11 protein-coding genes are annotated in these 14,326 nt (G+C 66.0%); 3 read left to right on the top strand and 8 right to left on the bottom strand.

The genetic code is table 11. The features are described 5' to 3' along the window. Positions 1-191: 191 nt before the first annotated feature. Positions 192-1,064: a hypothetical protein gene (locus tag AZKH_RS00120; RefSeq protein WP_015433686.1), complete on the top strand. Its 873-nt coding sequence runs from the start codon at positions 192-194 to the stop codon at positions 1,062-1,064. 111 nt (positions 1,065-1,175) lie between these two features. On the opposite strand, the gene gabT is transcribed toward AZKH_RS00120, so the two are convergent. The 6 genes from gabT to AZKH_RS00090 form a co-directional block, all read right to left on the bottom strand. Then, positions 1,176-2,486, bottom strand: coding sequence for a 4-aminobutyrate--2-oxoglutarate transaminase (gene gabT, locus AZKH_RS00115; RefSeq protein WP_015433685.1), 1,311 nt, complete (start codon positions 2,484-2,486; stop codon positions 1,176-1,178). A 47-nt stretch (positions 2,487-2,533) separates the two neighbouring features. Beyond that, entirely contained in the window at positions 2,534-3,994 is a 1,461-nt protein-coding gene (gene gabD / locus AZKH_RS00110; RefSeq protein ID WP_015433684.1) for an NADP-dependent succinate-semialdehyde dehydrogenase, read from the bottom strand. Between the two features lie 25 nt (positions 3,995-4,019). Continuing rightward, positions 4,020-4,847, bottom strand: coding sequence for an ABC transporter permease (locus AZKH_RS00105; protein WP_041656512.1), 828 nt, complete (start codon positions 4,845-4,847; stop codon positions 4,020-4,022). 13 nt (positions 4,848-4,860) lie between these two features. Further along, positions 4,861-6,126 carry an ABC transporter permease gene (locus AZKH_RS00100; RefSeq protein ID WP_015433682.1) on the bottom strand — a complete coding sequence of 422 codons (1,266 nt, stop codon included), beginning with the start codon at positions 6,124-6,126 and terminating at the stop codon, positions 4,861-4,863. 79 nt (positions 6,127-6,205) lie between these two features. Continuing rightward, positions 6,206-7,243: an ABC transporter substrate-binding protein gene (locus tag AZKH_RS00095; RefSeq protein ID WP_015433681.1), complete on the bottom strand. Its 1,038-nt coding sequence runs from the start codon at positions 7,241-7,243 to the stop codon at positions 6,206-6,208. A 113-nt stretch (positions 7,244-7,356) separates the two neighbouring features. Then, positions 7,357-8,454 (bottom strand): ABC transporter ATP-binding protein, encoded by a 1,098-nt coding sequence (locus AZKH_RS00090; RefSeq protein ID WP_041655750.1) that lies wholly within the window; start codon positions 8,452-8,454, stop codon positions 7,357-7,359. A 243-nt stretch (positions 8,455-8,697) separates the two neighbouring features. Between AZKH_RS00090 and AZKH_RS00085 the strand changes: the two genes are divergently transcribed. Then, positions 8,698-10,185, top strand: a complete 1,488-nt coding sequence (locus AZKH_RS00085; RefSeq protein ID WP_015433679.1) for a PLP-dependent aminotransferase family protein — start codon at positions 8,698-8,700, stop codon at positions 10,183-10,185. A 6-nt stretch (positions 10,186-10,191) separates the two neighbouring features. Here the strand turns inward: AZKH_RS00085 and AZKH_RS00080 are convergent, their stop codons facing one another. Together AZKH_RS00080 and AZKH_RS00075 are read right to left on the bottom strand one after the other, a co-directional pair. Continuing rightward, positions 10,192-10,605 (bottom strand): bacteriohemerythrin, encoded by a 414-nt coding sequence (locus AZKH_RS00080; protein WP_156822010.1) that lies wholly within the window; start codon positions 10,603-10,605, stop codon positions 10,192-10,194. Between the two features lie 32 nt (positions 10,606-10,637). Further along, positions 10,638-11,798 carry an HD-GYP domain-containing protein gene (locus tag AZKH_RS00075; protein ID WP_015433677.1) on the bottom strand — a complete coding sequence of 387 codons (1,161 nt, stop codon included), beginning with the start codon at positions 11,796-11,798 and terminating at the stop codon, positions 10,638-10,640. Between the two features lie 406 nt (positions 11,799-12,204). On the opposite strand from AZKH_RS00075, the gene AZKH_RS26075 reads away from it, so the two are divergent. After that, on the top strand, positions 12,205-14,295 hold the full coding sequence (locus tag AZKH_RS26075; RefSeq protein WP_015433676.1) for a sensor histidine kinase: 2,091 nt from the start codon (positions 12,205-12,207) through the stop codon (positions 14,293-14,295). Positions 14,296-14,326: the final 31 nt, after the last annotated feature.

Below are 14,326 nucleotides of genomic sequence, written 5' to 3'. Positions count from 1 at the left end.
GATCGAGATGTCTTCCGGGCCCTCGCGGCGGCCGCCCGATCCGGGCGCCGACGGCCGTGAAGAGGTCGCGAACGTCGGCTTCACGGCGCTGTATACGCCGTTTCCGATCACTACTATTCTTTGCATGTGCCGATCCGCACTGCCGGAACATCGGCCCATCCCGCCATTGCCATCATCGAGGAGTTCTCTCCATGCGCAGACCCGTTTTCAGCCGTTGCCTTGCCCTTGCCGCCGCGGCAGCCGCCCTTGCCGTGCCGGGGCTCGCGTCGGCGACCCACTCGTGGGGCGGATACCACTGGGCGCGCACGACGCAACAATTCACGCTGCAGCTGGGCAACAACCTGACGACCGTGGACTGGCGCAACATGCTGACGCTCGCCTCGACCGACTGGAACAGCCCCGGCGACTTCGGCGCGAGCTTCACGCCGGTGCTGACGGCGATCGTCACCGGCAAGTCGAACAAAAACTGCTCGATGGTGACCGGCACGACACAGGTGTGCAACGGACGCTACGGCGCCAACGGATGGCTCGGGCTCGCGTCGATCAACATCGTCGACGGCGTGCACATCACGCGCGGCTCGGCGAAGATGAACGACACCTATTTCGGCACGGCGACCTACAACAACCTGAACGAGAAGCGCCACGTGATGTGCCAGGAAGTCGCCCATACCTACGGCCTGGGCCACCAGTCCGAAACCGGTGCGTCGCTGAACACCTGCATGGATTACTTCTCCAACACCGGCGCGAACGCGACGAGCACCCTGAGCACGCGCCCGAACTATCACGACTTCGAGGAACTGAACCTGATCTACAGCCACGTCGACAGCACCACGACGGTCGCGACCGCCGCGACTGCGGCCGCCGCGGCGAATCCCTCGGAAGTCGACATCACTGACGACCCGCAGAGCTGGGGGCAACTCGTGCGCCAGTCCGCGAACGGCCGCAGTTCGGAATACGAACGCAACAACCGCGACGGATCGATGACGGTCACCCACGTCTACTGGACGATCGAAGCGGCGGCACGCTGCCCGAGCTGCGACCACCGCTACGAGCATCACGACTGAAGCGACGCTGGAGGCGAAAAAAAGCCGGCACCTGTGGGTGCCGGCAAGCTGCTCGGGAGCTCGCCGCTCGTGGCGGCGGGAGCAGGGAGGGAGGAGAAAGGCGCGGTCGGCTTACGACTGCGCCGTGACTGCCGTGACGGAGGCCGCGAGGATATCGAGGCCTTCGTCGAGGATGCTTTGTTCGATCGTCAGCGGCACCATCAGGCGCAGCACGTTGCCGTAGGAACCGCAGGACAGCAGCAGCAGGCCGCGCTTTTGCGCTTCGGCGATCACCGCCTTGGTGATGTCCGCCGCGGGGCGCTTCTTGTCCCCACTGTGGAAGAACTCCACCGCCACCATCGCGCCGATGCCGCGCACGTCGCCGATCGCCGGCTGCTTGGCCGCGAGTTCGCGCAGCCGCCCCTTCATGTGTTCGCCGAGTTCGGTCGCGCGCCGGCACAGGCCTTCCTCTTCGATCACGTCGAGCACGGCGAGCGCGGCGGCGCAGGCCATCGGGGCGCCCGCGTAGGTGCTGCCGAGGCCGCCCGGGGGCAGCGCGTCCATCACGTCGGCACGGCCGATCACCGCGGCGATCGGGAAGCCGCCGCCGAGGCCCTTGGCCATCGTGATCAGGTCGGGGGCGACGCCGCTATGCTCGATCGCGAACATCTTGCCGGTACGGCCGGCACCGGTCTGGATCTCGTCGGCGATGATCAGGATGCCGTGCTGGTCGGCGAGCGCGCGCAGGCGCTGGAAGAATTCCTTCGGCGCGGGAATGTAGCCGCCCTCGCCCTGCACCGGCTCGACGATGAAGGCCGCGACGCGCTTGGCTTCGATGTCGGTCTTGAACAGCATCTCGATGCCGGCGATCGCGTCGTCGACGCTGACGCCGTGCGCCTCATCGGGATAGGGCGCGTGGAAGATCTCGGCCGGGAAGGGGCCGACGCCGAGCTTGTACGGATCGACCTTGCCGGTCAGGCCGAGGGCCAGCAGCGTGCGGCCGTGGAAGCCGCCGTTGAAGGCGATCACGCCGGGACGGCCGGTGAAACCGCGCGCGATCTTGATCGAGTTCTCGACCGCTTCGGCGCCGGTGCTGACGAAGAAGGTTTTCTTCGGCGAGCTGCCCGGGGCGAGCTTGTTGAGGCGCTCGGCGAGCGTCACGTAGCCGTCATAGGCGACGACCTGGAAGCAGGTGTGGCTGAACTGCGGAATCTGCGCCTGTGCCGCAGCGATGACCTTCGGGTGGCAGTGGCCGGTGTTGACGACGGCGATGCCGGCGACGAAGTCGATGAAGCGGCGGCCTTCGACGTCCCAGATCTCGGCGTTCTTCGCCTTCGTCGCGAAGAGTCCGTGGGCCTGGCCGACGCCGCGGGGCAGGGCGGCGGCGCGGCGGGCCATCTGGTCGGCGTTCGTCAGGCCGGGGGGCAGGGTATTGGCGTTCATGCGTTCTCCTTGATGTCCTTATGGGATCCGGTTTTTGGCGGCGGCGCTTATTGCACGCCGCCCATGCACAGGTACTTGATTTCCAGGTAGTCCTCGATGCCGTACTTCGAGCCTTCGCGGCCGAGGCCGGACGACTTCATACCGCCGAAAGGCGCGACTTCGGTCGAGATGATCCCGGTGTTGATGCCGACGATGCCGTACTCGAGCGCGCCAGAAACACGCCACACGCGGTTCATGTTGGCGGCGTAGAAGTAGGCGGCGAGCCCGAACTCGGTGTCGTTCGCCATGCGGATCGCCTCGGCCTCGTCCTTGAAGCGGAAGAGCGGCGCGACCGGGCCGAAAGTCTCTTCGCGGGCGACCTTCATCGCCGGGGTCACGTCGGCGAGGATCGTCGGCTGGAAGAAGGTGCGGCCGAGCTCGTGGCGGCGGCCGCCGGCGATCACGCGGGCGCCCTTGGAGACGGCGTCCTCGATGTGCTCCTCGACTTTCTCGACCGCGTTCATGTCGATCAGCGGGCCCTGGGTCGTGCCTTCGGCGAGGCCGTTGCCGACCTTGAGCTTGGCGACCGCCGCGGCGAGCTTGTCGGCGAAGGCGTCATAGACGCTGTCCTGCACCAGCAGGCGGTTCGCGCAGACGCAGGTCTGGCCGGTGTTGCGGTACTTCGACGCGAGCGCGCCTTCGACCGCGGCGTCGAGGTCGGCATCGTCGAAGACGATGAAGGGCGCGTTGCCGCCGAGTTCCAGCGACAACTTCTTGATCGTCGGCGCGCACTGGGCGGCAAGCTTGATGCCGATCTCGGTCGAGCCGGTGAAGGTCAGCTTGCGGACGATCGGGTTCTCGGTCAGCTCACCGCCGATCTCGGTCGCGGAGCCCGTGACGACGCTGAACACGCCCTTCGGCACGCCGGCGCGTTCGGCCAACGCCGCGAGTGCGAGCGCCGAGTGCGGGGTCTGGCTCGCGGGCTTGAGCACCATCGTGCAGCCGGCGGCGAGCGCCGGGCCGGCCTTGCGGGTGATCATCGCGAGCGGGAAGTTCCACGGCGTGATCGCGGCGCACACGCCGATCGGCTCCTTCGTGACGACGATGCGCTTGTCGGGCTGGTGGCCGGGGATCACGTCGCCGTAGATGCGCTTGCCTTCCTCGGCGAACCATTCGATGAAGGAGGCGGCGTACAGCACTTCGCCGCGCGCTTCGGTGAGCGGCTTGCCCTGCTCGGAGGTCATCAGGCGGGCGAGGTCTTCCTGGTTCTCGACGATCAGGTCGAACCACTTGCGCAGGACCTTGGCGCGGGAGCCGGCGGTCAGCGCACGCCAGGCGGGCCAGGCGGCGTTCGCGGCATCGATCGCGCGGCGCGTCTCGGCGCGACCCATCTTCGGTACGGTGCCGAGCAGTTCGCCGGTGGCGGGGTTGTGGACTTCGATCGCCGCGCCGCTGTCGGCGCCGGACCATTCGCCGGCCACAAAGCACTGGGTGCGGAAGAGGTTCGCGTCTTTCAGTTGCAGACTCATGTCGGGTGTCTCCTTGGGGGTCGGATCAGGCGGGGCGTGCGCCGCGCATGCGTTCGTTGCGCCGGCGCAGGCCTTCGAGGGTGAGCAGCATCAGCGTCGACAACAGGATCAGGATCGTCGCGACCGCGGCGATCGCCGGGCTGATGTTCTCGCGGATGCCGGAGAACATCTGGCGCGGCAGCGTCGCCTGTTCGGGGCTCGCCAGGAACAGCGTGACGACGACTTCGTCGAACGAGGTCGCGAAGGCAAACAACGCGCCCGATATCACGCCCGGGGCGACCTGCGGCAGCGTCACGCGGAAGAAGGTCGTCACCGGGTTGGCGCCGAGGCTGCTCGCGGCGCGCACGAGGTTGAAGTCGAAGCCCTGCAGCGTCGCCGTGACGGTCGTGACGACGAAGGGCACGCCGAGCACCGCGTGGGCGATGACGAGGCCGGTGTAGCTGCCGGTCAGGCCGAGCGGCGCGAAGAAGATGTACATCGCGACACCGACGATCACGACCGGCACGACCATCGGCGAGATCAGCACCGCGGTCAGCAGCGCCTTGCCGGGGAAGTCGGCGCGCACGAGCCCGATCGACGCGACGGTGCCGATCACGGTGGCGAGCAGCGTCGCGAAGGGCGACACGATCAGGCTGTTGCCCATCGACTGGCGCCACGCCGCGGAGGTCAGGATTTCCTCGTACCAGCGCAGCGAGAAGCCCGACATCGGGTAGAGCAGGAAGCTGTCGGCGTTGAACGAGAGCGGCACGATCGCGAGGATCGGCAGCATCAGGTACAGCAGGATCAGGCCGACGAGTCCGCGCAGGCCGTAGTACCAGGCGCGTTCGAGGGGCGAGGCGTAGGGTTGCAGCATCGTCATAGCTCCTTTAGCGCGACTTGGCCTTGTTACCGCGGGTCGGGCCGAGGTAGCGGGCGTAGAAGACGTACAGCACCATCGTCGCGGCGAGCAGCACCGCCGAGAGCGCCGCGGCCATGCCCCAGTTGATGGTCTGGTTGGTGTAGAAGGCGATGAAGTAGCTGATCATCTGCTCCTTCGGTCCGCCCAAGAGCGCGGGGGTGATGTAGTAGCCCATGCTCATGATGAACACGAGCAGCGCGCCGGCGCCGATGCCCGGCAGCGTCTGCGGGAAATACACCTTCCAGAAGCTCTTGAAGGGCGGGCAGCCGAGCGACACGGCGGCGCGTAGATAGACCGGCGAGATTCCTTTCATCACCGAGAAGAGCGGCAGCACCATGAAGGGCAGCAGGATGTGGGTCATCGCGATATACACGCCGATGTTGTTGAAGAGCAGCTGGATCGGACCGTCCGTGATGCCCAGCGCCATCAGCAGCTGATTGACGAGGCCCTCGTTCTGCAGCAGCACGATCCACGCGGCGACGCGCACCAGCACCGAGGTCCAGAAGGGCAGCAGCACGCAGATCATCACGAGGTTGGCGTGGCGCGTCGGCAGGCTCACCATCAGGTAGGCGAGCGGGAAACCGAGCGCGAGGCACAGCGCAGTGACGATCAGCGCCATGCGGAAGGTGCGGAGCAGCACGTCCATGTACACCGCTTCCTCGGCGGGCGCCTTCGCGATGTCGCCGTGCTCGTCGGTCGTCAGATCGACCGCGGCGAGGAGATAGAAGGGCGTGACCGGATCGCCGGCGCGCTGCAGCGCCTGCCAGATCTCGGTCTGGCCCCAGCGCTCGTCGACGCCGATCAGCGTGTCGCGGGCGGCGGCGCCGGCTTCGAGCGGCACGGCGCGCGCGGTCTTCATGATCAGCGAGCGGTAGCCGGCCTGCTCGCGGTTCAGGCGGCGGGCGACGGCAGCGATTCCCGGGCCGCCTTTCGCGGCGTCGAGTTCGCGCGCCAGGGCGGCGAAAGTCGCTTCATCCGGCGCGCCGTTCGCGGCCTTCCAGCCTTTCAGCAGGGCGACGGTGTCGGGCAGGTTGTCGTGCACCTCGGGGTTCGCGACGCTGTGCTTGAGCAGCGACACGATCGGCACGACGAAGGTCAGCAGCACGAAGACCGCCAGGGGCAGGATCAGGGCGCCGAACAGGAGTTTCTTGCGGCGCTCGGCCTGCCGCAGTCGCTTCTTCAGTGGCACGGTGCCACCGGAAAAGGCATCGAGGGTTTCGCTGGCGGTCGTCATGGAAATTTCCGTGCGTGGGTCGACGCGGGCGCCCGCAGGCGCCGCGCGTCATTGACAGCAATGGTCTTGCAGGAAGGGCTTAGCGAGCCGCCCAGGCGTTGAAGCGCTGTTCGAGGTCTTCGCCGTACTCGACCCAGAACTGGGTGCTCGTCGCGAAGGCGCCGTTCAGGTTCGCCGGGGCGGTCGGCAGGCCGGCCGCGACCTTCGCATCCATACCGCCGACGGCGGCCTTGTTGGTCGGGCCGTAGGGGATCTCACCCGAGTAGATGCGCTGGTTTTCCGGCTTCGACGCGAACTGGATGAACTTGTACGCGGCTTCCTTCTGCGGCGTGCCCTTCGGGATCGCCCAGAAGTCGAAGTCGTAGATGCTGCCGTTCCAGACGACCTTCAGGTTCTTGCCTTCCTTCTGCGCGGCGGCGATGCGGCCGTTGTAGGCCGAGCTCATCACGACGTCGCCGGCGGCGAGCAGTTGCGGCGGCTGCGCGCCCGCTTCCCACCACTGGATATTCGGCTTCAGCTGGTCGAGCTTGGCGAAGGCGCGGTTCACGCCTTCCTTGGTCGCCAGCACCTTGTAGACATCGGCGGGCTTGACGCCGTCGGCGAGCAGCGCGAATTCGAGCGTGTACTTCGCGCCCTTGCGCAGGCTGCGCTTGCCGGGGAATTTCTTGACGTCCCAGAAATCGGCCCACGACGTCGGTGCGGTCTTGACCTTGTCGGCGTTGTAGGCGAGCACCGTCGACCACACGAAGGTGCCGATGCCGCATTCGGTCACGGCTTCGGGCACGAAGTCGGCCTTGTTGCCGATCTTCGCGTAGTCGAGCTTCTCGTACAGGCCTTCCTCGCAGCCGCGGACGAGTTCGGGCGATTCGACTTCGACGACGTCCCAGTTGACGTTCTTGGCTTCGACCATGGCCTTGATCTTGGCCTGTTCGCCGTTGTATTCGCCGGCGACGACCTTCGTGCCGCTCGCGGTGGCGAAGGGCTGGTAGTAGGCCTTGTCCTGCGCCTTCTGCGATGCGCCGCCGAAGGAGATCACGGTGACGTCGGCGTAAGCGATTCCGACAGTGGCGATGCCGGCGAAACCGGCGATGATGCTGGCGAGCAGTCTGGTCTTCATGTTGCTACAACCTCCATGGACGGGTGGCGTTGCGTGAGCGATCGATTCGAGTTTTGGATGTGCCGCGAATGCACGGCGGACGCGCGGCGTCGTCCGTTTCCGCTGTTGCCCGCTCAGGCGCCTTGCGGCGGAGCGAGGGCGAGCAGATGGTCGGGCGAGAGGTCGATATCGACACTTTCGCCGGCATTCGGGCAGCGGCTGATCCGGGAAATCGGCGTCTTCATCGTGAAGTTGTTGCAGCCTGCCACTTGCATGCGCAGGCGGATGTGGTCGCCGAGATAGATCTGCTCGAGTACGGTCGCGCGCAGACGGTTTTCTGCCGTGCTGTCGGGGCGCGCGAGGCTCACGCGTTCGGGCCGGATCGACACCAGCGCCGTGCTGCCGGCGCCGCCCGCGTCGCCCGTGCGGGCGCGCAGTTGGGTACCGTCGGGCAGTGCGACGTGGGTGACGCCGTCCCTGGAGGAAACGACTTTGCCGTCCAGCGCGTTGTTTTCGCCGATGAAGTTCGCGACGAAGGCGTTGGTCGGGTTTTCGTAGAGGGCGCTGGGCGTGTCGATCTGCTGGATCACGCCGTGGTTGAAGACCGCGATGCGGTCGGACATCGTCAGCGCTTCGCCCTGATCATGGGTGACGAAGACGAAGGTGACGCCGAGGGATTCGTGGATGTGCTTGATTTCGAGCTGCATGTGCTCGCGCAACTGCTTGTCGAGCGCGCCAAGCGGCTCGTCCATCAGCACCAACTGGGGCTCGAACACCAGCGCGCGGGCAAGCGCGATGCGCTGCTGCTGGCCGCCGGAGAGCTGCTGCGGATAGCGGTTCGCGAAGCTGCCGAGCTGCACCATGTCGAGCGCGCGTTTGACCTTCGCGTCGATTTCGGCGGCGGGCATCTTGCGCACCGACAGCGGGAAGCGCAGATTCTCCAGCACCGTCATGTGCGGGAACAGCGCGTAGTTCTGGAACACCATGCCGATGTTGCGCTTGTGCGGTGGCTGGCGGTTGATGATGCGGCCGCCGAGGCGGATCTCGCCCGAGGTCGGCGTTTCGAAGCCGGCGAGCATCATCAGGCAGGTCGTCTTGCCAGAACCCGAGGGGCCGAGGAGCGTGAGGAATTCGCCACGGCGGATGTCGAGGTCGAGATCCTTTACGATCAGCGTTTCGCCGTCGTAAGTTTTCTGCACGTGGCTGAACGAGACCAAGACGTCATCGCGCATATCAGTACCCGAGTTGGCACCTGCGCTTTCCATGGTCGCAAAAGGTTCTCTCCACATCAAGTGGTTCTCCTCCAGTGTGTTTCTCAGGCGAACGGTCTGTCTCTTTTGGACGGATCCGGTTCGCGGGGATTACGAATATCCTCGTCGTTGAAAGGAGTTTAGGCGCAAAATGGCGCCCTGTAGGGAACCAATTTTAGCGGATTTGCAGGAGCCAATTTTGCACGACACAATTCGGGAGTGGCGATGGATGTCGGTCTGATCGGGGATGTGATCCTGCAGAACCTGCGCGTGCAGCCGCAGGAACTGGCGTTGCGCGTGCGCCTGTATCTCGCATTGCGCCAGGCGATCCTCGCGCGCCTGATCCGGCCGGGCACGCGCCTGCCGCCGTCGCGCGTGCTCGCGGCCGAGTTGGATCTCGGGCGCAACACGGTGATGAAGGCCTACGACCAGTTGATGATCGAGGGCTACCTGGAGGCGCGCGTGGGCTCGGGCACCTACGTCAGCGAGTCGCTGCCGACGGTCGGTACGCGCACCGAGCCGCAACCCGCGGCGATGCAGCGCGGCGCCGACCTGCTGTCGAAGCGCGGCGCCGAGATCGCGCGCATGACGAGCAGCAGCCGCGTGCAGCACGGTGCCTTCATGCCCGGGATTCCCGACGTCGAGCACTTTCCGTTCGCGGTGTGGCGGCGGCTGTTGTCGAAGTACGTCCACCCGCGCCAGTCGCACCTCTTGCAGTACGCGGTGGGGGGGTTTGCGCCCTTGCGGGTGGCGCTTGCCGAATACCTCGGTTCGAGCCGGTTGGTGTCCTGCGATCCACGCCAGATCATGATCTTCAATGGCACCCACCAGGCGCTCGACCTGTGCGCGCGACTGTTGTGCGACGCCGGCGACCGGGTGTGGATGGAGGAGCCCGGCTATTGGGGGGCGCGCAACGTGCTGACCGCGGCGGGCGTGCAGACGGTGCCGATCGCGCTCGACGAGAAAGGGATCGCGCCGACCGCGCAGGATTGGGAAAATCCGCCAAAAATCATTTTCGTGTCGCCATCGAGCCAGTATCCGACGGGAACCGTGCTTGCCGTCGAGCGTCGCCTGGAGCTCATCGAACAGGCGCGCCGCCACAAGGCGTGGATCATCGAGGACGACTACGACAACGAGCTGCGCTATCACAGCAATCCGGTCGCGTCGATGTTCGGGCTGGATACCTCGCGGCGCGTGATCTACCTCGGCACTTTCAGCAAGGTGATGTATCCGGGGCTGCGTTTCGCCTATCTGGTGGTGCCGCCCGAGCTCGTCGACAGCTTCATCGCCGGCAACTGCGAGATGTACCGCGAGGGAAGGCTCACGGACCAGGCGGCGCTTGCGGAATTCATCGCCGAAGGGCATTTCTCGGCGCATATCAAGCGCATGCGCAGCATCTACCGCGAGCGTCGCGACACGCTGCAGGAGTCGCTGGAGGGCCGGTTGGGCGGGGCGATCGCGCGCTCCGGGGGACACGCCGGCATCCACCTGCTGTACCACTTCAACGGTGCCGTGGACGACGCACGCGTCGCCGAGAAGACGCTGTCGCGCGGCGTCGTCGTGCGGCCGCTGTCCGTGTATTACATCCGCCCCGAGCAGGCCCGGCCCGGGCTCAACCTGGGTTATGCGAGTGTGCCGGTCGAGCGCATCCTGCCGGCGGTCGACGTGCTCGCGCGGGTGATCGAGGAGAGCATGGGCGGCACGTCGCGTTGAGCGTGTTCAGCGCTTGCCGGTGATGTAGGGGACGTAGTCCTTATCGGTGCCGCAGATGTGGTGGATCAGCCAGTCACCATAGAGGAAGGGCATCAGCTGTTCGAGCACGGAGGCGTCGCCGCCTTCGAAGACCTGCTCGAATTCCTGCACTTGGCGCAGGATCTTGTTGTGCTCGGCCTGGTGCGCGGCGATGAGCTCGGCCGGATAGCCCGCTTCGGCGATGCGGCCTTCCTCGTAGGCGAAGTGCGCGGTGACGTAGGCAGCGAGGTGGTCGAACACGGTCCGTGCGTCGTCGGTGGAGGCGTCCGGCGCGCGCAGCTGCTCGGCCAGTCCGTTGATGATCGCGATCAGTTCCTGGTGCTGGGCGTCGATCTTGTCGTCATTGACGGAGTATTCGGGCTTCCATTCGAAACGGGTCATGTCCTGCATCCTTAGAGCTCCTGGAGGAGCTCTTAGTGGTTCCAGAGGCCGCGCAGGACGACCACCGAAGCCCGGTGATTCGAAAACGGCACCATGCCTTCAATGCGGCAGGACTCCTGAGTCGTGTCGCGCGACTGAGGGGTCAGCATCGGCATGCCGTTGGGTTTGACGAAGGAATATACCTGAGGGCATGCGGTGTTCGTCGTGCGCTTTTTGACGACCGCGACTTCGCCGTTGGCGAGCCGCACGATGGCTCCGGGCGGGAACACGCCGATCTCCTTGATCATCATGCCGATCAGCCGGCTGTCGGTCTGTTCGCCCTGCTCGTGCATCAGCTTGCGCATCGCCTCGGTCGATACCATGGCCTTGCGGTAGGGGCGGTCGCGGACCATCGCGCTGTAGATGTCGGCGATCGCCAGCACGCGCGTCGGCAGGCTGATTGCCGGACCGAGCGAATGATCCGGATAGCCGCTGCCGTCGAGGCGCTCATGGTGGTGACGCACGGCGTCGAGCCAGGTCTTTTCGTGCACGCCGAGTTTGGCGAGGATCGCCTCGCTGTCGCCCGGATGGGCATTGATGCGTTCGCGCTGCAAGGGCATCAGCGGCGTGGTCTGCCGGTCGAGGATGTCCTGGATGTCGAGCAGCGCGATGTCGTGCGTCAGGCCCGCCTTGATCAGCGGCAGGCGCGAGTCGTCCGGCACGCCGAGCTTTTTGCCGATCAGCTCGCACAGCATCGCTGCTTGCAGATGATGGATGACCGCGTAGGACGAGTCGTAGTCGAGGTGCAGGTTGGCGAGCGCGGAGTCGGTGTCGTGGGTGCAGGCTTCCTGGATCGTCAGCGCAATGCCTTCGATGCGCGGCACGAAATCGTCGGTCAACCCGCCCGACTTGTACAGGTCGAAGGTCCGCTTCAGCCGGACCTTCAGCAGGTCGAACATCTCGAAGGAGTTGTGTTCCTCGGTGACGGTCGCCGTCGGCAGATTGGGGCGGGCGGGCTTGGGCTGGGCGGAATCGATACTGACGTAACTGCCGTTTTCGACCAGGACGTCGCGCTGCCGCTCGGTGTTGATGACGAAACCGGCCTTGAGCAGCAGCATGCCGCTCGCGTCATAGACGGCGTAGGGCAGCGGCTCCCCCAGGCGGATGTCGCTCGGGGAGACGCGGCGATAGTTGCCTGAAAGCTGAGGTGTCATGGTGTCGGGCCGGGGCGCGGACAACGAATTCGAAACGTGTACAAGGGTTAACGGCAGATTTGCGGCGTTCTGCAGCTCGATCCCGGATTGCGGGCAAAGCTACTCGATTGTCGCCCGCGATCGCCTAATACGTTCGTTATAGTGCCACAGCTATCGCGGGACCGGTCGCGTTTTTTGCCGGCTCGCTGCAATCCCGAAAGACTGTCGCTCGGCCCTTCATGAAACGCCATCGGGGTATTCGAGATCTATTCCGAAGGTATTGCCTGGAGCCGGATCGCCAGTGCCGCTGCGGCTACATGATGAACCATTTCGCGGGACGCGACATGAAATATTAGTTGTATCGCAGGCCAAATCGAGGGGTCATAATTCATGCGTGTGCGCTTTCGGGATATGTTCGGATACCGGTATGTCGCTGCATCGTTTCCTGGCCCGGCTGATCTGGCTGTGCGTGCTCCCGCTGGTTGTGCTCGCCGCTTACCTGGCGATTTACAACATCCAGGCGACGCTTGCCCAGAGCGATTCCGAGGCCGCCCACAGGGTGCGCAACGCCGCCGTCGCGATCGACGAGTATTTGCGTGCGCGGCTCGGTGCGCTGCGTATGCTCGCCATGTCGCCGCTCGTCGATGACCCATCGCGCTGGCAGGATCTGTACCGCGAGGCGCAAGGCTTTCAGCAGAGTTTCGGCAGTCACGTGATCCTCGCGGACGCGCAGCTGCGGATGCTGTTCAACACGCGGATGCCCTTCGGGGCGCAACTGCCCGCGCTGCCGACGCCGAAGGGGCGGAGCGCCGCGCGCACGGCACTGGAGACGGGCGCTCCGGCCGTGGGCGACAGTTTCATCGGGCCGGTCTCGCACCTGCCGATGGTGGCGATGGCGACCCCCGTCATGCGCGACGGCAAGCCTGTCGCGCTGGTGTTGTCGGTGTTCGAGGCCAGGCTCTTCCAGGACCGCATCGATCGCGTCTCCTTGCCGGAGGGCTGGGTGTTGACGCTGCTCGACGGCGCCAGCATCCCGATCGCGCGGCACGCACCGCCGGCCTTCGATCCGGAGGCGGATGTCGATCCCGCCGGCCGCTTCGTCGTGTCCTCGACGGTGGCGCCGTGGTCGATCGTGCTGGAGATCCGGCGGGACGTCCGCAATGCACATGTCGTCAGGGCTGCCCTACTGCTCGCGCTGGCGGTTCTCGGGGCGACGCTCGTGGGAGTGCTAGGCGGCCGGCTGGCTGCAGGCCGGCTGGGCAGGGCCGTCGCGACGCTGGCAGAGCCTTCCGCGGCCGCTCCCGACGTCCCCGAAATCCACGAGATCACCGCGGTGCGCGCGATGCTTGGCGAGGCCCGCGACCAACGCGAGGCGGCCGAAGCGGCCCTGCGCGACAGCGAACGGCGCTTCCGGGCGACCTTCGAACAGGCCGCGGTCGGTATCGCGCTGGTGACACCCGACGGACGGTGGCTGCGGACGAACCAGAAGCTGTGCGACATCGTCGGCTACACGCAGGACGAACTGGCCGCGCTGACCTTCCAGGACATCACGCATCCGGACGACCTCGAGGCGGATCTCGATCAGGTGCAGCGCATGCTGGCGGGCGAGATCGAAACCTATTCGCTGGAAAAGCGCTATCTGCGCAAGGGCGGAGCCATCGTCTGGATCAACCTCACCGCCGCCTTGGTGCGGCAGGCGGACGGCAGTCCGGACTATTTCATCTCCGTGGTCGAGGACATCGAGCGCCGCAAGGAGGCCGAGATTGCGCTGCAAGATCTCAATGCGAGCCTCGAACAGCGTGTCGCGCTGCGCACTGCGGAGCTGACGGCGGCCAACCGGGAGCTGGACAGCTTTGCCTACGCGGTGTCGCATGACCTGCGGGCGCCGCTGCGTGCGATGAGTGGCTTCTCCCATGCGCTCGCGGAGGATTACGGCGACCGCCTCGAAGGCGAGGGAAAGAAGTACCTCAACCAGATCGACATCGCGAGCCGCAACATGGCCGAATTGATCGACGGCATTCTCGCACTCTCGCGCAGCACGCGCGGGGAACTCAAACGCGAGCGGATCGACGTCACGGCGATGGCCGAGTCGACGCTGGCGGTGCTTGCGCGGTCGGAACCGGAGCGCGCCGTCGAGGCGACGGTCGAGCCTGGTCTGACGCTGTGCGCCGGTGCACGGATGGCCGAGGCGGTGCTCGACAACCTGCTCGGCAACGCGTGGAAGTACACGGCGAAGTCGCCGGCAGCGAAGATCCGCGTCTACCGCGGTGAGCTCGACGGCAAGCCCTGCATCTGCATCAGTGACAACGGTGCGGGCTTCGACATGGCCCACGCCGACCAACTCTTCCAGCCTTTCCGGCGGCTGCATCGCCACGATGAATTCCCCGGCATCGGCGTCGGGCTTGCGACCGTGCAGCGCATCGTCCAGCGATACGGCGGCGCGATCCGCGCGCACTCGGCGCCGGGCGAAGGGGCAACCTTCTGCTTCAGGCTCGCCGACGAGGGCGAGGCCGCATGAGCGCCACCGCCACCGCTTCATTCCAGGAGCT

Source organism: Azoarcus sp. KH32C (genome assembly GCF_000349945.1).
Taxonomy (GTDB): domain Bacteria; phylum Pseudomonadota; class Gammaproteobacteria; order Burkholderiales; family Rhodocyclaceae; genus Aromatoleum.
Note: the sequence above shows the minus strand (reverse complement) of the source record. Positions and strands in the feature narration are given on the sequence as shown.